8 protein-coding genes are annotated in these 24,944 nt (G+C 55.9%); 5 read left to right on the top strand and 3 right to left on the bottom strand.

The window, feature by feature from the left end; all coding sequences use genetic code 11:
- Positions 1–34: 34 nt before the first annotated feature.
- Genes rcsB through C1N64_RS16685 form a run of 3 tightly spaced genes read right to left on the bottom strand, consistent with a single transcriptional unit; the run spans position 35 to position 4,524 of the window.
- Positions 35–685 (bottom strand): response regulator transcription factor RcsB, encoded by a 651-nt coding sequence (rcsB, locus tag C1N64_RS16695; protein WP_006120001.1) that lies wholly within the window; start codon positions 683–685, stop codon positions 35–37.
- 1 nt (position 686) lies between these two features.
- Complete coding sequence (gene rcsD, locus C1N64_RS16690; RefSeq protein WP_033740607.1) at positions 687–3,350, bottom strand: phosphotransferase RcsD; 2,664 nt, start codon at positions 3,348–3,350, stop codon at positions 687–689.
- 19 nt (positions 3,351–3,369) lie between these two features.
- A complete protein-coding gene (locus C1N64_RS16685; protein ID WP_394515011.1) occupies positions 3,370–4,524 on the bottom strand; it encodes an MFS transporter in 1,155 nt (384 codons plus the stop codon).
- Positions 4,525–5,204: 680 nt separating this feature from the next.
- On the opposite strand from C1N64_RS16685, the gene C1N64_RS16680 reads away from it, so the two are divergent.
- The 5 genes from C1N64_RS16680 to ompC all read left to right on the top strand — a co-directional run bounded on the left by C1N64_RS16680 (position 5,205) and on the right by ompC (position 24,929).
- Positions 5,205–18,029 carry an Ig-like domain-containing protein gene (locus tag C1N64_RS16680; protein WP_394515010.1) on the top strand — a complete coding sequence of 4,275 codons (12,825 nt, stop codon included), beginning with the start codon at positions 5,205–5,207 and terminating at the stop codon, positions 18,027–18,029.
- 502 nt (positions 18,030–18,531) lie between these two features.
- Positions 18,532–19,887, top strand: coding sequence for a TolC family outer membrane protein (locus C1N64_RS16675; RefSeq protein WP_033740602.1), 1,356 nt, complete (start codon positions 18,532–18,534; stop codon positions 19,885–19,887).
- Between the two features lie 26 nt (positions 19,888–19,913).
- On the top strand, positions 19,914–22,052 hold the full coding sequence (locus C1N64_RS16670; RefSeq protein ID WP_033740601.1) for a type I secretion system permease/ATPase: 2,139 nt from the start codon (positions 19,914–19,916) through the stop codon (positions 22,050–22,052).
- Positions 22,049–23,218 carry an HlyD family efflux transporter periplasmic adaptor subunit gene (locus C1N64_RS16665; protein ID WP_033740600.1) on the top strand — a complete coding sequence of 390 codons (1,170 nt, stop codon included), beginning with the start codon at positions 22,049–22,051 and terminating at the stop codon, positions 23,216–23,218. Before C1N64_RS16670 ends, C1N64_RS16665 begins: the two co-directional genes overlap by 4 nt.
- A gap of 583 nt (positions 23,219–23,801) precedes the next feature.
- The gene (gene ompC, locus C1N64_RS16660; RefSeq protein ID WP_006119981.1) at positions 23,802–24,929 is read left to right on the top strand and encodes a porin OmpC; all 1,128 of its coding nucleotides are present in this window, start codon (positions 23,802–23,804) and stop codon (positions 24,927–24,929) included.
- The last annotated feature ends 15 nt before the right edge of the window (positions 24,930–24,944 follow it).

The raw sequence follows: 24,944 nt of genomic DNA, 5'->3' as shown, positions 1-24,944 counted from the left end.
GGAAGGAGGCGGTGCGAGTGCACCGCCTGAAAACTTACTCTTTGTCGATTTGGGTCGCGCTGACCGATGACAGATAGTTGAGCAGGGCAATATCGTTATCCACACCCAACTTCATCATGGCCGATTTTTTCTGGCTACTGATGGTCTTAATACTGCGGTTCAGCTTCTTCGCAATTTCCGTTACCAGGAAGCCTTCAGCGAAGAGACGTAATACTTCGCTCTCTTTAGGCGACAGACGCTTATCGCCATAACCGCCGGCACTGATTTTCTCCAGCAGTTTCGCCACGCTTTCCGGCGTATATTTCTTGCCTTTCTGCAGCGCAGCCAGCGCTTTAGGCAGATCGGTTGGCGCACCTTGCTTCAGAACGATACCTTCGATATCCAGATCAAGCACGGAGCTGAGGATGGCCGGGTTGTTGTTCATGGTCAGAACAATGATCGACAGATCAGGATAATGGCGTTTGATATATTTGATCAGCGTAATACCGTCACCATACTTTTCACCCGGCATAGAGAGGTCGGTGATCAGCACATTGGCATCAAGCTTGGACAGGTTGTTAATCAGTGCTGTTGAGTCTTCAAACTCACCCACAACGTTAACCCACTCAATTTGTTCCAGAGATTTTCGGATACCGAAAAGAACAATTGGGTGATCATCGGCAATAATTACATTCAGGTTATTCATCTTATTGGTTACCTTGCTGCAGCAGTTGATTGACATAAGCGTCAATATTACTGGTGGTATTTTTAATGTTTGAATCGTCACACACTTTGATGTGGTGTTCTAATTCTTCACAAAGCTGTTTGCCCGGTGTCAAATTAAGCATAGCAAACACGCCTTTAAGGCGATGGGCAGTCTGAGCAAGCGAGGCATAATCGTTTATCGCTGACTCAGTATACAATCTCTTTACATCATCCGGTACTGTCTCAGTAAACAGCTGGAAATAGCCTCCACTTAGCAGTGGCGTGCTGGCGTCATCTTCTTCAGTGTTATCCTCCATTACATCGTGGGACAATTGCTTCTCAATCAGTGCCAGTAATGCATCCAGTAGTGCATTACTGAGATTGAAATTGACGCGATACTGTTGATCGTTCAGCGCATGATGGCCCGGTTCGTCTTCTGCCAGTAACAATGCCCAGCCACTCAGTTTGCCCGGATCGTCGGTGATCTGTACGTCGTGATCCTGACCCGAAATACGTTCATCAGGCGTCAGGCAGCGCGCGCCCCAGTTTTCCAGATGGCGACAAACAATTTTGTGGACATCTTCAACGGCGATCTCCACCAGCGCGGTTACGCCTTCCAGGATTTTCTCTTCCTCCTCATCACGCTGTTCCTCAAGCGTGAGGGGCAGTTGAATGTTATAGCGTGTGCCGATATCGGCTTTCGCCACAATCTCCAGGCTACCGCCCATTTGTTTACATAACTGCTTGCACAGGAAAAACGCCATACCGGACGCCTGACCATAACGATCCTGACTGGTATCGCCCAGGAACGGGAAGTCCACGTTCGCCAGTTCATCCACGGTCAGTCCGGCACCGGTATCCACCAGTTCAATATAGACCCGGTCAGGCTGGTTCTCTGCCGTCTTCACCGCCAGGGTAATCTTGCCCCAGCGGGTGGTAATCAGCGCATAATGCATCAGCGTGGTGAGGATTTTGCGCAATGCACGTCGATCGCCAAAGCGCATCTCGTCATTTGCCAGATGATTATTCACCACCAGGGACAGGCCTTTGCGACGCAGCAGCGGCAGGCTCTCCAGCGTAATTTCGTCCAGTAACTCTTGCAGGTTAAATACCGACGCATCAGGTGACCAGTCATGCGCTTCAAGACGATTGAGCAGCACGATATCGTCCACCAGACGAGCCAGTGACTGGCTCTCATCCAGAATATCCAGCACGCTTTCGTCATTATCACGCTGACTCAACTGCACCAACTGCGAGACGATTTTTTCCAGCGGCTGGTTTAACGCATGGCCAAGGTGATGCAGCAACTGCTGACGCATCTGGTGGTTGCGATCCAGCACCTGCTGTGCTTTTTGCAGTTTCTTGTTGACCAGTAATTCCCGATCCTGATCGCGCATCATAAACAGCTGTGTATGCGGCGATAAAACGCTACGCGCATGGCGTATTTCATACACTTCGTTGTTGATCGTAGCCTGTAATACACCCTGATGCTGATCGGACATATTGATGATCTTTTGCAGGTTCAGGTGAGGCAAAAGATGCTCGGCGATCTTATTACTTAACAAGGTACGGTTACTCGCAAAGTCGTACACCAACAGGCCCACAGGTAAGCTGGCCACAATCTCCTGATTGAGTACGCGAAGGGAGTCCAGTTCAGCACTCTGGTTTTCACTGGGACGAAGCGATTGTTTGCGTAGTAACAATACGCCACTCAGTGAAAGTAAAAACAGCACCAGGTTAATCAGTAGTGGCCACATCAGGTTATGCGCACTGTCGAGCAGCAGGCGAACAAGGGGGACCCGGTAAACCAGCTGCAGCGAGGTGCTGGGCAGGGCTGCGGCTATCTCAATGTCGTGGCTGACCAGCGAAACCTGGGTTGTCTCAAGGCCTTCCTGGTTTGTACTGGTGTTATTGGTAAAGCTGGCATCCTGACGCAACTGGAAGTTCTCTACCGGCATATTAAGCGGGATTAAGTCATTCACAGGCAAATCAAACGCGACGACAGTAGCCAGATGGCCGGGCTGATTAAACGTCGTACGCAGGGTAAAGTAGTGATCGTTCTGGAAAGCAAGGTGACGCAGAGGCGAAAAGCTTTCGCGTTCATCCAGCGCATTCGCCTGCTGCAGCATTTCAGCACGGCGCGCATCCACTAATGAACTTAACGCATTCTCTTTATAGCGAGTGGCCAAATCTTTCAGCGGCAGGGTCGATATCATAATCAGACTGTTGTCCTGACCATTTAAGAAATACATCGACCAGGTCGGCGATTCGGCACCCCACAGCGTATCAAGATAACTGGACATCCGCATCGTCATATCCAGCGTGCTGCTGTCATGCGAACCAAAGATCAGCGCTTCGGTTTTACGTCGGGTTTTTTCGAGGTAATAGACATCAGGACGCAGACGCGTCTCTTGTAAATTGCTGGCAGGGACGGAACCTGCCGCACTGGCCGAGAGGTTTTCATAAATTTGCCAGGTCACAAAACGATAGGTATCAATACGTTTTTGTACGTCGTGCGCCATATCGGCCATGGCATAGCGTTTATCGGTTAGCCAAGCATTAATTGAATTTTGCACCATACAACCCAGCGCCAGTAACAGTACCAGGTTAAATACGATAAAAAAGCGGGTGACATTGCTGGATGTCAGAGGAAACTTATACAACATAGCGTCTCAGATACCTGATTTATCGCGCAACGTTGCGCGCACTGACAGCCACAGCCAACAAGAGCAGTGCAATCAGTAAAAATGCACCGCTAAGGCTAATCCATTGAGAGATGAACCCGATCAACGCCGGACCAGAAAGAATACCTGCATATCCCAACGTTGTCATGGCTGAAATCGCCAGGTTAGCGGGCATTGCATGCTGATTACCCGCCGCGTTAAATAACATAGGCACGGTATTGGATAAACCAAATCCCACCAGTAAGAAAGCCAGTAATGACGCTTCCGGCCAGGGCAGCAGGACGGCGAGCGCCAGGCCCGACGCCGCGGCCAGCGCGCCCATGACCATCACCGGATAGCGGCCAAAACGTTGAATAATCTTATCGCCAGTAAAGCGTCCTGCCGTCATCGCTACAGAGAATACGGCATAGCCCAGACCTGCATGTGCCGTCGACATTGACGGATTTTGCAGCAGCAACAGGGCACCCCAGTCCAGTACTGCGCCTTCTGCCAGAAACAGGATAAAGCACAGTACGCCCAGAAAGGCGACACGCCCGCGCGGAATCACCAGCCAGGGCTGATCAGGCTGATGTAAGCGCTGGTTCATATAGCCGGACAGCCGCCACAGCAGCAATGCGACCATCACCGCCATAACGATCAGAACCGATAAGAGAGGGGTCAATGTCAGACCTAACAGCAGACTTACCGCACCGGCACCTAAAATGCCTCCCAGGCTGAAAAACGCGTGAAAGCCTGACATCATGGGGCGTCCTGCGGCTTTTTCTACTTCCACCGCCTGATAATTCATTGCAACGTCCAGCATCCCCAACCCGGCACCAAACAGCATGAGTGCTGCGGCCATCACCAGATGGGAAGGCGCGGTTGCCAGCACGGGTAGCATTAACAGGACCAGCAGCGTCGAACTCATCATCACCCGCCGGCAGCCAAAGCGGGCGACCAGCGTGCCTGTGACGGGCATCGCAAGCAGTGAACCAATCCCCAGGCAGAGCAGCAGGGCACCGAGGGATGCTCCTTCTAATTGCAAGCGATCGCGCGCATAAGGTACCAGTGGTGCCCAGGCTGACATGCCCAGTCCATTAATTAAAAAAATGGTACGCGTACCGGCGTTAAGGCGGCGTTCAGAACAGGTTGATTTTGCGGCATCCAGTGCTGTCATGGCTCTTATTTCATCTGTATCGAAGCAAAAAGTGTAGCATCAAATTGCTGCAAAACGCTGTGAGAACACAGGCTTAACAGTTCATCATTTTACGTAGATGATTTTCGCGCAGCGCCAGTGTACCGACTTTTAGCGGTGCCAATGATTTTTCCAGAACTTTCCTGGCTTACTTTCCCTCCTGCCGCGACGTTGTATGACCGTGGTCACATTTTCGCTACGTGTATTGCTTAGTTAAATTTGAGTATGCCTTCAGCCTGTCAAGGCCTAAAAAAAACAGGTTAATCCGTAACTTTGCGCATTTTTTAGAAACATTTAGCAACATCTGAAAGCGATGCGCGGCACATTTTTGCCACTTTTTTACTGACAAAACCAAAATTTGGCTAATGTTATCTTGGTTAAATCATAAATAAAACTGCATATTGCGATTGATTTTTGCCCTGACTCTGATGAATATTATTTTCATGATGTTGCCAAAAGTAAGTTCGGATTAATTAAAATTTAAACAATTATTACGCTTCGCTTAGATTTTTTTGCCATCGCTCTTGATTTTTTTACCTATTGTCGTGCCAGGTTGAAACGTTTTCAGATTCGCAGCAAGTAAAACGTGGAAAGGTTACCCATAAATTATTTTTATGGTTTTCATTTCAGTTAATTAGCTTCTCTGGTGGAGTAAGGTCAAGATGGCAGAAATCACTCAAACTCGGGTGGATATCATTTCCCGTGCAAATGGTACGCTCATTTCACAGGTCGATGGCGTCTCAGCACAAACGATTACCCTCAGTGAACCCAGCGTTGTCCGTATTAACGGCACACGTGAAGTGGTGACGCAATTTCAACGGCAGGGTGATGACCTTATCGTTCAGATGCGTGACGGCAGCACGGTTCGCTATAAAAACTTCTTTCTGGATGATGCTGCCGGCGATCACAGTGAACTGGTGTTTGACGATGGTGTGAATCCCCCAGAGCATGCGCTTTTCCCCACGGCGGTTGACGCAACAGATTACGCCGCCACAACCATGACGCCCACCTATGAATCTCTCGACAGTGTCGATCCCCTTCTCCTGGCTGATAACAGCAATATTTCTACCGGACTAATGACCGCCAGCGGTGTGGGCCTGCTTGGTCTGGCGGGCGTTGCACTGGGTACCAGTCGGGGCGGAGGAGGTGGTGGTGGTGGTGACAACCCGGCCGCACCGGGAACGCCCGGTGCGCCAACGCTCACCGTCAACCCTTTCGCCGGGGATAACGTGCTGGACAACACCGAGAAGGCGTCAGATCAAACGCTTTCGGGCACCACAACCAATGTGGAGGCAGGCCAGACCGTCACCGTGACGCTGGGCGGACAGACCTACATCACCACGGTAGGAACAGACGGCAGCTGGAGCGTGACGGTGCCGGCGGCGGCGCTGCAGGCGCTGGCGGCGGGCACGGCGACCATCGCGGTCACGGTGAGCAACGCGGCGGGCACCGCAGCCACGACTACCGAAACCATCACCGTGGAGGCGCCGGTGACCTCGCCGGGCGATCCGACGGTAACCCTTGCGCCCTTTGCCGGGGACAACATTCTGGACAACGCGGAGAAGGCCACGGATCAGACCGTCTCGGGCATCACCGCCAACGTCGAGCCGGGCCAGACCGTGACCGTGACGCTGGGCGGACAGACCTACACCGCCACGGTGGGCCAGGACGGCAGCTGGAGCGTGACGGTGCCGGCGGCGGCGCTGCAGGCACTGGCGGCGGGCACAACGACCATTGAGGCGACGGTGAGCAACGCGGCGGGCACCGCGGCCACCCAGACCCAGGCCATCACCGTGGAAGCGCCGGTGACCTCGCCGGGCGATCCGACGGTGACCCTTGCGCCGTTTGCCGGGGACAACGTACTGGATAACGACGAAAAAACGTCGGATCAGCTCATTTCAGGCGTTACCAGCAACGTGGAGCCGGGCCAGACCGTGACCGTGACCCTGGGCGGGCAGACCTACACCGCCACGGTGGGCCAGGACGGCGGCTGGAGCGTGACGGTGCCGTCGGCAGCGCTGGGCGCATTAGCGGCGGGCACGACGACAATTGCCGTCAGCGTGGCTAACAATGCCGGAGACATCGCGACGGGCAACCAGGACATTATCGTTGAACCCGCAGCGGGGACGCCGGGATCGCTGACGATTACCCAACCGCTGGGCGGAGATGGTTTTATTAATGCGCTGGAGGCCAGCCAGGGCGTTATCGTTAAGGGTGCGTTCCTTGGTGGGACACCGGGTCAGCAGATTGCGGTTAACTTTAACGGTGTCAATTACAACGGTACCGTAGATGGCGACGGATTATGGTCGGTCACGATGCCTGCAGCCGCTTTTGACGGCGTAGCAGACGGGCTGAAATCGATTACCGTCAGCACCGTGGATGCTAACGGTAACCTCGTGACCGGCACAGCTGACGTGATCCTGCAGGCCACAACATTGCCTGCTGTTAACCTCGACAGCGGCGCGATCAGCGATGGTGTCCTTAATAATCTGGACGCCGCCAGCGATCAGGTACTGAGCGGGAATACCGGCATTACCGGTGACGGACAACAGGTACAGATTCAACTCGGCGGCAACACTTACAACGTTCCGGTTAATACGGACGGCAGCTGGAGTACGACGATTCCTGCCACCGATCTGTCTGCCTTACCGCAGGGGAATAACCCACTGGTTGTCAGTGTGGTTGATCAGGCTGGCAACGTGGTTACCCAGACAAATAACCTCACGGTGGATACCCAGTCACCTGTGCTGGGCGTTGATCCCGTGGGCGGCGATAACACGCTAAGCGTCAGCGATCTGACACAGCCACTGATCCTGAATGGTACCGGCCAGAATGGCGATCAGGTCACACTCTCGCTCAACGGCAGATTTTACCGGACGCTGGTGGCCTCCAATGGCCGCTGGTCTTTGAGAGTTGACCAGTCTGATCTCGCTGCATTACCGTCAGGCAGCAATCCGTTTACGGTCACGGTGACGAATGCCAATGGCAGCCAGACGACGTTCACCAGCGATCTGAATGTCGCGACGGCACCAGAAGTCCAGCCTACGATTACGGTTAATTCGGGTAGTTTTGCTGGCGATGGCATTCTGGATGGTGCCGAACAGCAGCAGCCACAAACCCTTACCGGCACCACAACCAATGTTGAGGCGGGACAACAGGTTAGCGTTACCCTAAATGGCGTGACCTACACGGGGACAGTAGAGCCCAACGGTAACTGGCAAATCACGCTGCCGTCCACCGCATTGTCCGGCTTGCCGAATGGTGCGCAGTCGCTGACCGTTGAGGTCGTAAACGCCGTCGGGAACACCAGTAGTGCGGAGCTGACCTTTACGGTCGACAATACGGGCAGCAGCGTTGCGCTGTCGCCCGTAGGGACAAATAACTACCTCAATGTTGAGGATGTGGCCAGCGATGTCGTGTTGAGTGGCACCACAATCAACATTCCTGCGGGCAGTCAGGTGACCGTTAGTGTTAATGGCACCAGCTATACCGGCACGGTCGATGCGCAGGGCAACTGGACGGTGACGCTGCCTGCCGGTTCACTGGCTGAACTGCCAAACGGTGCTCTGCCGGTCATTACCACTATCACCGATGCCGGTGGTAACACGCTTGCCACCAATACAACGAATATTAACGTCTTTGCTACCGATCTGCCGATCGCAACGGCTGGCGTCGCCTTTGGTGATGGCGTGCTGAATGGCGCTGAAGCCACGGCCAACGGCACGATTACGGGCAACAGCGGTGTGACCGGTGCCGGGCAAGGCGTCGTCGTCAACTTCAATGGGGTTGACTATAACGGCACGGTAGATGGTGCAGGTAACTGGCAGGTGAGCATTCCGTCAGGCATCCTCGCTGCGCTGGATCAGGGAACGGTACCTTATACCGTCACGCTCACCGATATTGCCGGCAACACCAGTACGGCCTCTGGCTCCGTCACGGTGGATACCGTGCCGCCGGTGCTGCAGGTTGCCACGCCTTCTGGCGATGGCGTACTCAACGCCACGGAAATTCAGCAGCCTCTTGTGCTGACCGGCACCAGTGAAAACGGTGCGACCATCGTCGCCTCGTTTAATGGTACAACCGTCACAACAACGGCTAATACAGATGGCACCTGGACGCTGAATGTACCGGATGCTGCGTTGAGTGGATTGTCTGACGGTAGCTATACCTTAACGGTGACGGCGACAGACAGTGCCGGTAACGTCTCTACCAATACCAGTAACCTGACGGTAAAAGCGGATGCGGCTTCGCTGCCAACGTTAACCCTGAATCCCTTCGCAGGCGATAATGTCGTCGATGGCGCAGAGCGTCAGGTCAGTCAGGTGCTGTCCGGCACCACCACGAATGTCGAGCAGGGTCAGACCGTCACCCTCACTGTAGGCAGCGATGTTTTCAGCGGCACAGTATTGGGGGATGGCACCTGGCAACTGACTGTTCCGGCAGAGGTCCTCGCTTCGCTGGCTGACGGCAGCGCCAGTTACACCGTGGCCGTCAGTGATGCCGCAGGCAATACCGCCACTGGCAGTCTGGATCTGACGCTCAACAGCAATGCTTCGGGCATCGCGCTGGCTCCCCTGAGCGACGATAACTATCTGAATGCCGGTGAGGCAACCGACCCGCTGATTGTTAGCGGAACCACGGTCAATGTCGCGCCCGACAGCACGGTTACGCTGGTGTTCAATGGTGTCACGTATACCGGCACGGTTTCAGCCACCGGAACCTGGAACATTGTGATCCCACCTGCCGATCTGGCAAGCCTGACGGATGGGCCGACCACGTTGACCGTATCGGCTACGGATACCACGGGGGCCGTACTCAGCAGCTCAGGCACGCTGAACGTGGCCATTAACAATGTACCCAACCCTGTCGTTATTAATGCTTTTGATGGCGGCGTGATTAATGCAGACGATGTCACCAGTGCGCAGGCGCTGAACGGCACAACTGGCGTGAGTGGCGTTGGGCAAACCGTTAACGTCACCTTTAACGGTAATATCTACAGCGGAACCGTGGACGCAAACGGCAACTGGCGCGTTACGCTGCCTGCTGATGCGCTTACCGCTCTGACTGAGGGCAGCACCGGCTATACGGTGACGGTCACGGATGCGGCCGGTAACAGCCGTTCCGTTGCGGGCACTGTCGAGGTGGATCTCACCCCGCCAGGCCTGACGCTGGATCCGGTGACAGGTGATGATGTTGTCGACCCGACCGAGAGCACCGGACCGATTGTGCTCAGCGGCAGCAGTGATGCCGGGGAAGGTCAGGTGGTAACGATCGCCTTAAACAATCAGGTATGGACCACGGCAGTTGACGCCGAAGGCAACTGGAGCTTTACATTGCCCGCTGGCGCACTGGAAGGTATTCCCGCAGGCAGCTATGCACTGGCCGTGACCGTCAGCGATCTGGCCGGAAACAGCGTGACAGAAACCCGCGAGATTACCGTATCAACGAACAGTCTGCCGATCAGTATCGTTACACCTTTCACAGACGGCTATCTGAACCAGATCGAGTCCACGACTGACCAGACACTCAGCGGCACCACCGGCGCTTCTGGCGCAGGTCAGACCGTCACGGTGACCGTGGGGGGAAATGATTACAGCGCGACAGTGGATGCACAGGGTAACTGGTCTCTGACTCTGGGTAGTGATGTCCTTCAGGCACTGACAGAAGGCGTCAATCCCATTGTCGTCAATGTGACTGACGCGGCGGGTAACACGGGCAGCCTGGACAGTAACATCACCGTGGATTTCACACCGCCTGAACTGACTCTGACGCCGGTTACCGGAGATAATCAAATCAATGCAGTGGAGGTGCTGCAGACCATTCCGGTTTCCGGCACGGCATCGCTGGCTGATGAAGGGCAAACGGTTACCGTGACCTTACAAGGCCAGACTTATCAGACGCTGGTGCTTCAGGATGGAAGCTGGCAGGTCAATATTCCTGCCAGCGTCATGCAGGGCTTACCGGATGGCACGTATGCGTTGGATATTACCCTGACAGATGCGGCGGGTAACCAGACCACGCTGACGCAAAATCTGACCCGCGTCGCCGACAGCGCGTCATTGCCCGTGCTGACAGTCGATACCGTCAGCGGCGATAACTTACTGAACCGGGCAGAAGCCGCTGCGGATTTCACCATCAGCGGTGGCAGCACGAACCTGACGGCGGGGCAGGTTGTGACTGTCACCCTGAACGGTCAGAGCTACACCGGTGCCGTTCAGGCAGACGGCAGTTGGAACGTGACCGTTCCTGCGGGTGATGCTGGCGCGCTGCCAGATGGTGCGTTGTCTGTGGTGGTGGTGGCGAGCGATACGGCGGGCAATCCTGCCAGCAGCACTGCCAGCCTCACTGTCATCGCCAGCGAGGCGGCGCAGCCAACGCTTAGCGTAGATGTAGTGGCAGCGGACGACATCATCAACGCAACCGAAGCCGGAACGGCGCTGGAGGTGACGGGCAGCAGCAGGCTACTGGCAGAAGGGACGCCTGTTACGCTGACCGTTAATGGTATTGCGTACCCGACCACCATTGATGCCAACGGCAACTGGCGCGTAACCTTGCCCGCCGATGCCCTTGCTGATCTGCCGTCCGGGACAGAACAGGCCTTTGTGGTGACGGCGAATGATGCTGCGGGCAATCCTGCGGAGGCCAGCCATAATGTCGCCATCGAAACGACCCTGCCATCGCTGGTCGATATTACCCTGAGCGCAGGCACGTCGCTGAATCAGGCCGAATCGCTCCAGGATCTGACGGTCACCGGTAACAGTGCGCCTGGCGCACAGATTAGCGTGACGCTAAATCAAATCAGTTACACCGCCCTGGCCGACGGAAACGGTGCCTGGACGCTGGCCATCCCGGCAGCGGATCTGCAAGCGCTGACTGATGGTGTTCAGACTGTCACCGTGACGGCAACGGACACCAGCGGTAACGTCGTGACCGACAGCAGCACGACGCTGGATGTGGCGATCAGAAACGTACCTGTCCTGACGCTGGACGTCCCGTTTGGCGATGGCCTGCTGAGTCAGGCAGAGGCTGCGGGGGCGTTGACGCTGACGGGCACAGCCACCAATCTGGCCGAAGGCAGCGAAATCACCGTCACAATTGGGGATCAACCCTTTACCACGACGGTCGCTGCCAACGGTATCTGGACGCTCAATCTGGCACCGGACGCGCTCAGCGGTTTACCCGATGGCGTGACGCAGGTGCAGGTGACGGCCAGTGATGTGGCGGGCAATCCGGCAGAAGCATCCGTCGGCGTTGAGATCTTACTGACGCCACCAGCGACGCCAACGGTTGCGGAAACGCTGTTTGGCGACAACGTCATCAATGCCAGTGAAGCTGCGTCAGTACAGCTGATTAACGGCACCACACCACTGAGCGACGGGCAAACCGTGAACGTGACTGTGGACGGCACACCGCTGACGGTATCCGTTGACGCCCAGGGTAACTGGACAGCCAGCCTGACGCCGGAAGTCATGGCGGGGCTGGCCGATGGCAGCCATACCCTGAGTATCGTGACGACCGATCGGGCAGGCAATACCTCGGTGACGACCACACAGGATTTCACGACGGCAACCGCACCGATTGCCGCGCCTACGCTTGATACGCCGTTTGGCGATGGACGCATTAACGCTGCCGAGGCGCAGGCTGGCGGTAGCCTGAGTGGCGATCTGAATAATGATAACGCCGCCGCCGTGACCGTTACGGTCAACGGGACGCTCTATGCGGCTGCCATTAACGGCGACGGCACCTGGTCACTGGATCTGCCCGCGAGCGTCCTGCAAACGCTGCCGGATGGGACCTGGCCGGTGACGATCACCGTCACCGACGTGAATGGCAATACGGCCAGCACCGTTGACAACATCATTGTCGCTGTGCAAACGCTGCCGAATGTGAGTCTCAATCTGCCGTTTGGCGATGGTGCGCTGAATGCCACTGAGGCGACACAGGACCAGACCCTGACCGGTACCACCGGCATCAGTGGCGCGGGGCAAACCGTCACGGTGGTGATCAGCGGCTTCAACAATGACGAACCGCTGAATGCGGTCGTGCAGAATGACGGAAGCTGGTCGCTCACGCTGACCCCGGATCAGATGGCGCAAATTCCTAACGGCAGCCATGTCATTACGGTGAGTGCAGCCGATAGTGCGGGGAACACCGACAACACCACATTAAACGTGGTGACCGCGGTGACGGCGCCCGTGCCGACTTTTGCGGCCACACAGTTTGGTGGCGACAATGTGCTGAGCATCAGTGAGGCCGCCGCTGGCGTCACGCTGACGGGAACGACGGGCAGCAGCGGCGCAAATCAGGCCGTCAGCATTATCGTGAATCTGGACGGCATCAGCTATCCCGGTACGGTCGATAACGATGGCAACTGGAGCGTGACGATTCCGCCTAATGCGTTAAATTCGTTAGGGAGCGGTCCGTATACCGTCACCGTTAACGTCGTTGATGCTACCGGCAACCCGGGTACTGCCCAGTTTAACTTCACGGCCGATCTGACGACACCGGTGCCAACCGTGGCCCCGCTCGCACGTGACGGTTTTATTAATTCAGCGGATGTCGCGAATGGCGTCACCCTGACCGGTAGCACAGGGGAACCCGGTGAAGGGCAGACGGTTGTGGTCACCTTAGGAGGGACAAGCTTCGATGCGGTGGTACAGGCAGATGGCAGTTGGACATTAGCCCTGAGCACAGCCGATCTGCAAGGTTATACCGACGGAAATTACAGTCTTTCTGTGGTCGCGACGGATGCGGCTGGCAACAGTGCCACCCTTACAGAGACGCTGACCATTGATACTACCGCACCTGTGATCACCACGGTGGCCTTTGCAGGGGATGACGGGCTGGATTACGCCGAAAGTGTTCAGCCGCAGGTGCTGAGTGGCGTAGTAACAGGGGCTGAAATCGGGACTTCGTTGACCGTTTCCCTTGCGGGCACGGTGCTGGGCACGGGCATCGTTGGGGCAGACGGAAGCTGGAGCCTCACACTGACGCCTGAACAAATGCGTGACTTTACGCAGCCGACTACCACACTGACGCTGACCGTCAGCGATCAGGCCGGTAACCCGGTGACGCAGGAACTGTCAGTTCCGGTTGATCTGACGCCACCGCCGGGACCGCTGGTCACGCTGGGCACCGTATCGGGTGACAACATCATCAGTACGGTCGATCAGGCAAATGGTGTCGTGCTGAGCGGAACATCGCAAAACCTGGGTGCTACCGGCGAGGTCAGCATTGTCATCAACGGGACCCCTTACGCCACCACGCTGGATGCGAACGGCAACTGGACGACGGGAGCGCTGTCCGTCGCCGATTTCGGCACCACCGACGGGCCGGTCACCATTACGGTCAACGCGACCAATGGTTCGGAAACCGTCACGGCCACTGGCACCGTGCAGTTGGATCTGACACCGCCGTCACTCACTATCAATGACTTTGCGGGTGACAATGTCATTAACGACGGCGAAACTCAGGTACGCCAGACCATTAGCGGTACCTCGGACACCAGTGAGGCGGGCCGCGCAGTAACGGTGACGCTCAACGGCAAAACCTACACCGCCGTCGTGCAGACTGACGGCACCTGGTCAACCAGCGTACCGGCCAGTGATATGCAGGCACTCGCCGAGGGTCAAACGGTCATCAATGCCCAGCTCAGCGATGCTGCGGGCAACGTGACTTCCGTCGACCGCACCGTGACTGTAGATACGACCGCACCATTGATTCAGACTGACGCCTTCCTGGGCGACAACCTGATTAATGCAGCCGATATCACAACCAGTCAGGTCCTGACCGGTCGCACAACGGGCGCAGAAGAGGGCCAAACCATTTCCCTGTTCGTGGGTGATGGTGCGCCGATCGCTACGGCGGTTATCGGTGCTGACGGCGCCTGGAGCATTGACTTAACGCCTGACGTGCTGGCCAGCCTTAACGATGGTCCGCTGGTCTTTGGTCTTCGTGTCAGCGATGTTGCAGGCAACCAAACCGATGCGACGATCACCGTCAACAAGGTGGTGAACGCGGCGTTAAATCTGGTGGTCGACTCTGTGTTTGGTGACGGCACACTCAGTGCGATCGATACCACGATTGCACAGACCATTACCGGCACGGCCACATCGGCCGGCGTGGGCGCGACCGTCGCGGTCACGATTGGTGGCACAACGCTGACCAGCGCGGTCGGACAGGATGGCAAATGGGCCATTGTGGTTCCACCGAATGTACTGGGTTTGATCAGTGATGGTCAGCTGGCGCTGGACGTCACCCTGACAGATGCTGCGGGCAACGTCCGTACCGTGGGGGAAACCGTGACGGCAATTGTCGATGCCGTACCCGTTGTGGGAACCCTGACCGGCCTGTTTGGTGGCGACAACTTGCTGAATATTGCCGAAGCGGCTGTCAACCAACAGATTGGCGGTACGATCGAAAATGCGGCGGCGGGATCGCAGGTGACGGTGACGTTAGGCACCCGCACCTACACCACCGCAGTGGGCACCAATGGAAGCTGGAGTCTGACGCTGCCTGCTGCCGACCTGACGGCGCTGACGGCGGGTAACCAGACACTGGGCGTCAGCGTGATTGATGCTGTCGGCAACGTGGCCAGCAACAGTACCACCATTGGCATTTTCACCCAGACGCCGACTATCAGTCTGACCTCACTGTTCGGTGATGGTGTGCTTAACCTGGCCGACATTGCGACCAGTCAGACGCTCAGCGGCGTGGTCAACAACGTCGCAGCAGGTTCGACAGTCACGCTTACGGTAGGCGCCTCGCAGATTAACGCAGTGGTGGGAGCGAACGGCACCTTCTCCGCAACGGTGACGCCAGATATCCTCGGCACGCTGGCGCAGGGCAACCTCACCATCGGGGCAACGGTTACCGATGCTGCCGGGAATACGGCCTCGACCAGCGCGGGCATTCGCGTCGATACCGTGGTACCAACCATCACCCTCAATCCGCTGTTTGGGGATACGTTGCTGAATGTAGCTGATGCCCTGGCGGGGCAGACGATTAGCGGCGCGGTAACCGGGGCGGAAGCCGGATCTCGCGTGGTTGTGACGATTGCGGGGCAGCAGCTCGTGACCGTTACCGATGCCAGCGGCAACTTCAGCCTCGGCTTAACGCCGACTTTGCTGAAAGGCTTGTCCGATGGCACGCTCACTGTAGGCGTCAGCGTCACCGATGCCGCAGGCAATACCAGCAGCAGCTCGGCCACGGCGACCGTAGGCATTAACAATCTGCCGAAAGTGACGCTGAACCCGCTGTTTGGCGACGGTGTGCTTAATATTGCCGAGTCGCTCGTGACACAGACCATTACGGGGACCGCAACCGGCGTGGCGGCGGGCAGCACCGTGCGCCTGGCGATTGGCAACACCACGGCGACGGCGGTGGTGAATGCGGACGGCACGTTCTCTGCTTCGTTAAGCCCGGCAGTTCTTTCGACATTGCTTGGCGGCAACTTTACGGTCAGTGCATCGGTAACGGATGCGGTCGGTAACACCACCTCCACCAGCGCAGGCGTGCAGCTGGCCGTGACGCAGCCAACCCTGACGGTCAATACGGTGTTTGGCGACGGTGTCCTGAGCGCCGCAGACCTTTCAACTAACCAGACCATCAGTGGGTCGTCGTCACTGTCAGCGGGCGCAACCGTCAGCGCCACGTTAAACGGCGTGACCTACTCCACCAAAGTGGTGAGCGGCGGTGGGTGGACGATCAGCATACCGAAGGCCGATCTGCTGAGCATCAGCGATGGTGCGAAAACTGTTGCCGTGACAGGGACCGACCTTAACGGTAATACCGTGTCCGGTTCGGGCAACCTGAGCGTCATCAGTAACAGTGCGCCGGCGTTAACCATTACCTCCCTGTTTGGTGACAACGCGCTGAGCGTCGCAGATGTGAAAACCACGCAGACGATTAGCGGGACGGCCACTAACGCGGAAGGATCGCTGGTGCAGGTCACCATCGGTACCCAGACGTTTACCACGTCGGTAAACAGTAACGGGACCTGGAGCCTGCCGATCTCCGCAACAAACCTGGCGGCGATTGCGGACGGACTCTATACCGTTACCGCCAGCGTCACCAATGGTATCGGCAACAGCGGCAGCGCGTCTGCTTCGCTGGGCGTCGCCAGCCGCAGTACGCCGACCGTTGGGGTGAACAGCTACTTTGGCGGTGATGGTTATCTGAACATCTCTGAATCCAATATTGCTGAAACCATCAGCGGCACCAGCAGTAATGCTGTCGGCGGGCGCGTAACCGTTAACGTGGCAGGTAATATTCTGACCACCACTGTAGGCGCAAACGGCACCTGGAGCGTTAGCGTACCGTCAGCCACACTGAAAGGCATATCGGACGGCAGCCATTCGGTCGCGGTCACCGTCACGGATATCGGCGGTAACAGCACCACGACGACCAGTGCCTTTACCGCGTTGTCGCACAACCAGCCTGTCGTCGGGGTGGATCCGGTGCTCAGCGTCGTGACCGCACTGTTGACGGGTTTGACGGTGCAGGGCGGATCGCTGAACGCAGCCCAGGGTTCCAGAGTCAGCGTGACGCTGCTGCTGGCGAACGGCAGTAACGGGCCAACCATCAATACGACTACCGATGCTCTGGGACGTTACTCGGCTAATTTTGCCTCGTCACTGCTTTCTGTAGGGGGACTCTTGCTGTCAGTGAATACGCTGGCGAAAGTGACCATTACGGATGTGGCCGGTAACAGCTTTACCACCACAAACACGCTGTTGCTGGGGTCATTGTTGCCTGCCACGACCACGCTGTCGGCGGAGTCGTTTGCCACCTTCGCGGTGTCGGACGAAAGTGTTACGGCGGCCAGTCTGGAAACGCAGCATCACAGTCAGTCTGGCGAGGAAACAGCACCGGCGCTCCATGCCGTCTCTACACTGACCACGGAAGCCGATACGGTGGTGCCGACCAGCAGTACCGAGTCGGTGAATGTCGCGGAGCAAGCCGTTGTCGTGCCTGAAACCCCCATAACGGAGGAGGCTTACAGTATTGGTGGGGTGGTGATTACGCTGGAAGATGGCAGACAGATTGAAGGGGCGACGGTAAGTGGCAGCAGTGGTGCCGATACCGTGACCGTCAACGATCTGAATTTCAGCCATATTGATGGCGGTGCCGGTACCGATACCCTGGTGCTGGGCGGTGATCACATCACGCTGGATCTGACTGCGCTTGGCCTGAAATTCGAAAACATTGAAATTCTCGATCTGGGTAAAAGTGGCACCAATTCGGTCAAACTTGATCTGAATGAGGCGCTTACGCTTACAGACAACCAGAGCGATGATTTGATGATTAAAGGCGCAGACGGCAGTCAGGTCACGCTGGTCAATAGCGATGGTGGCGTTTGGGAAATCAGTGGTGAGCGTATCCTGAATGGCCAGGCCTATGAGGTCTACCATAATTCGGCGCTTGCCAATGACAACACGCTGGGTGATGTGCTGGTCCAGCATAACCTGCAGGTCGCCATCGTCTAAACGGTGCGGTTTGATGGTTACACGCAGAACACAGCGGGTGCGCAAGCACCCGCTTTTTTAATCCGTTTTAACTGACCGTACCGCAGTTAATGCGCCGCATTCGATAGTGCGTGTCGGTCATCCATCCCCCAGGGGGAGGACTGGCACGGGATAAAGCGGTATATAACGTCACGCCCTGTCCTGACGCCTCGTCCATCAACGGATAGAGTAATTCCTTAACTTTATTAACTGGCAGGTTGTTTACTTATGCTAATGACTTTTTGGGATTGAATTTGGCTAAAAAAACAGCTTTCAGACGAGATATTTGATAACTGGCGATTTTTATCATGAACCTCTCGCCAATTTATACTATTAATATTAACGCGCGCTTAGCGGTAGGCTTTCAAAAACATAAATCAAATTAACAATAAAGTGCGTGTTCTGCTGTCGCATTGCTGTTTTTTACGCCCCAAATCACCAGGTAATCCTCTAACGATGATAAACAGCCCTGTTGGTATGAAGAATGAAGAACGCGCGTCTGGTCCTGATCTGTTGTGCCTTAAATGGCATGGTACTCCCTGCAGCCCTGGCTGCGCCTTTACCCGAAGCCGAATTTAACTGGCGTGCCGCGCCCAGTGAAGAACAGGTGGCAACCTTAACCCTGCGTGAGGCGATTCTACGCGCGTTTGCCCGCAATCCGAAGATTTCGGAAGCGGCCGCTCAGATTTACGTAGGGGAAGGGGATCTCAGTGCGGCCCAGAGCGCCTGGTATCCCCAGATATCGCTTCAGGGCGCAGCGGGGCGCTCACATCAAACGGATTCCTCCGGCAGTCTGAACAACAACGGCTCTGGCGGCATTATGCTCAGTCAGCTCCTGTACGATTTTGGCCGCACCAACGGCGCCATCGATGAACAGCATGCCCTTTCAGAGGCATATCGCTTTGGCCTGTTCGATGCCATGACGCAGGCCGCGAAAGATACGTTACAGGCCTATCTTGAGGTCAAACGCTATCAGTCACTTGCCATAACGGCCCAGACAAACATCGCGTCGCTTGAGCACGTTCGCGAAATTGCCAAAATGCGGGCGGATGCCGGTCTCAATTCTCAGTCCGATGTATTGCAGGCGGAAACCCGCATTGCTGCGATGCAGGCGACTCGTGAACAGTATCTGGCACAGCTTCGCTCGGCCAAAGCCCAGCTTACGGTCTTGACCGGCGTGGTACCGGCGATGCTGCCTGAACTTCCTCAGGCGCTGCTCAGGCAGCAGGTCACTCTTGATCGTATTGCCTATGAAAACAGCGCCTCGGTGCGCAGCGCGCAGTCTAAGCAGGAAGCCGCGCGTGAGCGGGTAAGGCAGGCCCAGTCTGGCCACTGGCCCAGTATCAAAGTGCAGGCGGGCCGGACGCGTTATGAAAACGATCAACGCTCATACTGGGACGACGAAGTGCAGCTCCAGGTTGAGGCGCCGCTCTATCAGGGCGGGCTGGTCAATGCCAAAACGCAGGCCGCCGAGGGTGAGCGTCTGGCCGCACAGGCGGCGGTGCAGCAAGCCAAACTGGCCATTAATCAAAGCGCCTCCACGGCTTACGCCGATATGATTGGCGCCCAGCAACGCCAGCAGGCGGGGGAAGTGCAACTGGCCAGCGCGGAGCACACGCGCAATGTTTACGCCGATGAATACCGGCTCAGCAAACGTAGCCTGAACGATCTGCTCAGCGTTGAGCAGGATGTCTTTCAGGCCGACAGTTCCCGCATCATCGCCCTCTACGACGGCTGGGATGCCACCGTCCGCTATGCGGCCGCCGTTGACAACCTGCTCGATATCATGGGCATCGACCGCCAGAAAAACAGTGGTGATCTTCTTCCTTCGCTGCAATAGCCAGTCTGCACTAAAAGGCGTGAATAATGAGTGTACAAAACCTGAAGACGGAAAACTGGATTGCCGCGATGTTGCGTGTGGCGGCGCGTTTCGGCAAGCCTGCCGATGGCAAAACGCTGCGTCAGCAGATGCGCTGGTTCGAACATCTCCCTGCTGAACAGCAACTTGAACGGCTTTGCGGTTTGCTCGGCCTGCACCTGACCATGGTGTCCCCCAACAAACTGCGCTGGCGCCAGGACATCACGCCTGTCGTGCTGGTTATGGAAAACCATAGCGTGGCGGTGCTGGAAGGCATTGATGGGGAGGGAAGCGCACGTTACTGGCTCAGCGAAGGCGGTGACGTGATTCGCGAAGGTGAGCTGGCGGGCCTGCTTTCGCGTACACAAGGAGATGTGGGCGTTATTGGCGTTGCCGCTCGTGGGCGGGATGCCCGCATTGATGAGTTTGTTCAGCCCTATGAGCCGCACTGGTTCTGGAAAAACTTTCGGGGCATGGGCCGCCGTATTGCTGAGATTTCCCTGGCATCGATCATCAGTAATGTTCTGGCGCTGGCCGGGATTCTGTTTTCCATGCAGGTCTACGACAGGGTCATTCCTGCGCAGTCCGAAGCTACGTTGTGGGTGCTGTTTGTGGGCGTGCTGATTGCCGCCGCCATTGAATATTTGATTCGTCTGATGCGCACGCAGGTATCCGATCTGATGGGGAAACGCATTGACCTGAAAGTCTCTGCCATGCTGTTTGCCCGGGCGATGAATATTCGTAACGAATCCCGACCTAAATCAACCGGCTCTTTTATCTCGCAACTGCGCGAGATCGATCAGGTGCGCGAGTTACTGACCTCCACGACCGTCGGCGCGGCGGCGGATTTACCTTTTGTCATTCTTTTCCTGTTTATTATGTCGTTTATTGGCGGCTGGCTGGTCCTGATTCCGCTGGCCGCCATTCCCCTCATTATTATCCCAGGCCTGCTGGTACAGTTTCCTATGGCCCGGCTGGCGAAAGCCGGCTTACGTGAAGGGGCACTGCGTAATGCGGTGCTGGTCGAGACCATCGAAGGCATTGAAGACATCAAGGCATTGCAGGCAGAGCCGTATTTTCAACGCCAGTGGGAGCAAACGCATGAGGTCAGTGCGTCAATCGGTAATCAGCAACGCCTGTGGGGGGCCAGACTCACGGGCTGGGCATCGACCGTGCAGCAGCTGACCTATGCGGGCATGCTGGTCTTTGGGGTCTATTTGGTGCTGGACGCACAAATCACGACCGGGACGCTGGTCGCCTGTAGCCTGCTTTCCTCGCGCACCATCGCGCCACTGATGCAACTCACCATGGTCTTTTCCCGCTGGCAGCATGCGAAAACCGCAATGAAAGGGCTGGATGAGCTACTGAAAAAACCACTCGATAAACCTGAGACCGCGACATTGGCCCACTGTCCGACGCTGACCGGGCACTATGAATTGCGCAACGTGCATTACACCTATGATGAAGAGAACGAAAAGAACGTACTCAACGTGCAGCAGTTAACCATCAGGCCCGGTGAAAAAATCGCCATTCTGGGCAAGGTCGGTGCAGGTAAATCCACCCTGCTGAAAATTCTGGCCGGTCAGGCACAGGCCACGCAGGGGAAAGTGCTGGTCGATGGCGTGGATATGGCGCAAATCGACCCCACGGATCTCCGCCGTCAGCTCGGCTGGCTTTCTCATGATTCGCGACTGTTCTTCGGCACGTTACGTCAGAATCTGCTGCTGGGGAATCCGCACGCCAGTGAACAGGAGATGCTGCAGGCGCTGCGTATCAGCGGTGCGTTGTCGCTGGTTCAGCAGGATGCGGCCAGTCTGGATCGCATTATTAATGAAGGTGGCCGTGGGCTGTCGGGCGGCCAGCGCCAGATGATTATGCTCAGCCGGATGATTCTGCGCCAGCCACAGGTTGTGCTGCTGGATGAACCCACCGCCTCGATGGATGAGCAACTTGAAGATCATGTGATCCGCCAGATGCAGAGCTGGATCAGTGGACGAACGTTAATCCTGGTCACGCACCGTCCCGCACTGTTGAAGATGGTTGATCGTATCGTGGTGATGGAAAACGGCCGCATCATTGCGGATGGGACAAAAGAGCAGATCCTGCGGCGCGCGACCGTGGATGCCGGTCAGGGAGGTGCAGCATGAGCATCGTCATGTTAGACAAAGATTTGGCCAAACATGAGCGACGCACATCCACCATCATCTGGTTGTGCACCGCCGCGCTGGTGCTTTTTCTGATCTGGGCGCATTTCGCCATTCTTGATGAAGTCACGGTCGGCACCGGAAAAGTGACGCCGTCAACCCGTGCGCAGGTAATTGACAGTCTGGACGGCGGCATCGTGAAGCAGCTTAACGTGCATGAGGGCGATATCGTCGAAAAAGGCCAGATTCTGGCCACTCTGGATCCCACCCGTTTTCAGTCTAACTTTGGTGAAGTGCAGGCACGGGTAAGGACGCTGCGCGCTTCGTCTGAGCGACTGAGCGCAGAGCTGTCTGGTACACCGCTCACCTTCAGCGCAGAGACGCTAAAAGAGCCGCAACTGGTGGCGCGTGAGAAGCAGTTGTACGAATCACGTCGCCGTAATCTGACAGAGACGATCAGCAACCTGCAACAGTCTTTACGGCTGGTTCAGGATGAGCTGCGTTTAACGGAACCGCTGGTGGCGAAGGGCGCCGCAGGGCAGGTGGAAGTCATTCGCCTGCGCCGTCAGGTCAGCGATCTGCGCGGTAAAATTGATGAGGCACGTAACGATTATCTGGTCCGTGCCCATGAAGAGCAGGTAAAAAACAATGCGGAACTGGATGCCCAGCTACAGGTTGCCGCAGGCAAAGAAGACCTGCTGACGCGTGCCACGCTCACTTCACCCGTTCGGGGTATCGTGAAGGATATCCAGGTCACCACGGTCGGTGGTGTGCTCGAACCGGGCGGTAAGATGATGGAAATCGTGCCGCTGGAAGATCAACTGCTAATCGAAACCCGTATCAATCCTCGTGATATCGCCTATATTCGGCCCGGCCTGCCAGCCGTGGTGAAAGTGACCGCCTATGACTCTTCCATCTACGGTGACCTGCCGGGCGTGGTGGAAACGGTCTCGCCGGATACCTTGCAGGATGAGGTTAAGCGCGATCAGTTTTATTACCGTGTTTATGTCCGCACACAAAAAGCGGAGCTGACAAACCGGGCCGGACGACGCTTCCCCATTGTGCCGGGCATGGTGGCGAATGTAGAGATCAAGACAGGGCAGAAATCTGTCATGGATTATTTGCTTAAGCCGTTGAATAAGGTCAAAGAATCGATGCGTGAACGTTAATAAGGCGTGGAACCGGACCGGTAACCTAGCTGGTTTCGGTCCGTGATAAAATACAGGGGAAACTTTGTAAGAGGCGCGGGTTAATTTGGCGAGGGCGAAGCGGCATAAGTGACGAATAATTCAGCACTTAGCGGTGCTATTTTCCGCACAGCTGACCAGACACTGAACAGCAGGCAAAAAAAAGCCGGGCAATATGCCCGGCGCTTAATTAGCATTTAAGAAATCATTCGGGGGTGAATGAAGATAAGAAATAAATGATGATAGCGGGTGTAATTATAGGGATTATGGGAAAGATGTTTTATCATTGAGTGCTTAGGAATATTCCCACTAAAATCATAGGAGTAACTATTATTAAGTAAGGGATTATCAATTTGTGCTTTATTTTTTATCACTCTGTGCGGCTAATTAGTTCCGTAATATTCATATCCTGAAATAAATTTTACAGTTAAAGAAACACTTTCTGAAATTTCGTATCATTTTAGCGATGGATTATTACGCTTGTTGAAATAACAATGGGCCTTCAACCGATTTATCATCGGTCAGCAGTGGCAAATATAAAAGGCACATAACAGAGGGTAATAAAATGAAGCGTCACATTCTCTCCTTGGCGATCCCTGCTTTACTCGCAGCGGCAGGATCGGCAAATGCGGCTGAAATCTATAATAAAGACGGCAATAAATTAGATTTATTTGGCAAGGTAGACGGCCTGCACTATTTCTCGGACAACGACAGTAGCAATGGCGATCAGTCGTATGTGCGTTTTGGCTTCAAGGGTGAAACCCAGGTTACCGATCAACTGAGCGGCTACGGCCAGTGGGAATACCAGGCCGCGCTCAACAATTCAGAAGCCCAGGGAACAGCTGACAGCTATACCCGTGTTGGCTTTGCCGGGTTAAAATTCGGCGATGCGGGCTCATTCGACTATGGCCGTAACTACGGTGTCGCTTACGACATTGGCGCGTGGACAGACGTGCTGCCTGAATTCGGTGGCGATACCTATGGCGCGGATAACTTTATGTTCCAGCGCGGTAACGGCATGGCAACCTACCGTAACAACGGCTTCTTCGGACTGGTCGATGGCTGGAACTTTGCGGTTCAGTATCAAGGCAAGAACGATAACCCCACTGAAACGTCAGGCGGTCGTGATGTGTTGGGTGAGAACGGCGACGGCTGGGGCCTGAGCACCACGTACGATCTGGGATCGGGCTTCGGCATCGGTGCCGCGACCTTCCAGTCCGATCGTACTAATAACCAAAATGGCAATGCGCCAGGCATTCTGGGACGCGGTGATAAAGCTGCAGCCTATACCGGTGGCCTGAAATACGACGCCAACAATATTTACCTGGCCGCGATGTACACGCGCGCCTATAACGCCATCAGCTTTGGCGACAGCACCAGCGGCAACCAGGCGAACACCGCTTACGGATACGCCGATAAAGCCGACAACTGGGAACTGGTGGCGCAGTACCAGTTTGATTTCGGTCTGCGTCCGTCTCTGGCGTACATCAACTCACGCGGTACTGATGTCCAGAACTGGGGCAAACAAAATCTGAAGAAATACGTCGACGTAGGGGCGACTTACTACTTCAACAAAAACATGTCGACCTATGTTGATTATAAAATCAACCTGCTGGACGATAATGACTTTACCAAAGCGGCCGGTATCAATACCGACGATGTGGTGGGCGTAGGACTGGTTTACCAGTTCTGATAAAAGCAGGGAGCG

The organism is Pantoea sp. SGAir0215 (assembly GCF_043543215.1).
The sequence above is the reverse complement of the archived record's forward strand: the minus strand, read 5'-3'. Positions and strand labels throughout refer to the sequence as shown.

What these genes read in the sequence shown, in the direction of transcription:
- C1N64_RS16675 (WP_033740602.1), top strand. Translation starts at nt 18,532, where the DNA reads ATGAAGAACGCGCGTCTGGTCCTGATCTGTTGTGCCTTAAATGGCATG.
- C1N64_RS16665 (WP_033740600.1), top strand. Translation starts at nt 22,049, where the DNA reads ATGAGCATCGTCATGTTAGACAAAGATTTGGCCAAACATGAGCGACGC.
- C1N64_RS16680 (WP_394515010.1), top strand. Translation starts at nt 5,205, where the DNA reads ATGGCAGAAATCACTCAAACTCGGGTGGATATCATTTCCCGTGCAAAT.
- C1N64_RS16685 (WP_394515011.1), bottom strand. Translation starts at nt 4,524, where the DNA reads ATGACAGCACTGGATGCCGCAAAATCAACCTGTTCTGAACGCCGCCTT.
- rcsD (WP_033740607.1), bottom strand. Translation starts at nt 3,350, where the DNA reads ATGTTGTATAAGTTTCCTCTGACATCCAGCAATGTCACCCGCTTTTTT.
- rcsB (WP_006120001.1), bottom strand. Translation starts at nt 685, where the DNA reads ATGAATAACCTGAATGTAATTATTGCCGATGATCACCCAATTGTTCTT.
- C1N64_RS16670 (WP_033740601.1), top strand. Translation starts at nt 19,914, where the DNA reads ATGAGTGTACAAAACCTGAAGACGGAAAACTGGATTGCCGCGATGTTG.
- ompC (WP_006119981.1), top strand. Translation starts at nt 23,802, where the DNA reads ATGAAGCGTCACATTCTCTCCTTGGCGATCCCTGCTTTACTCGCAGCG.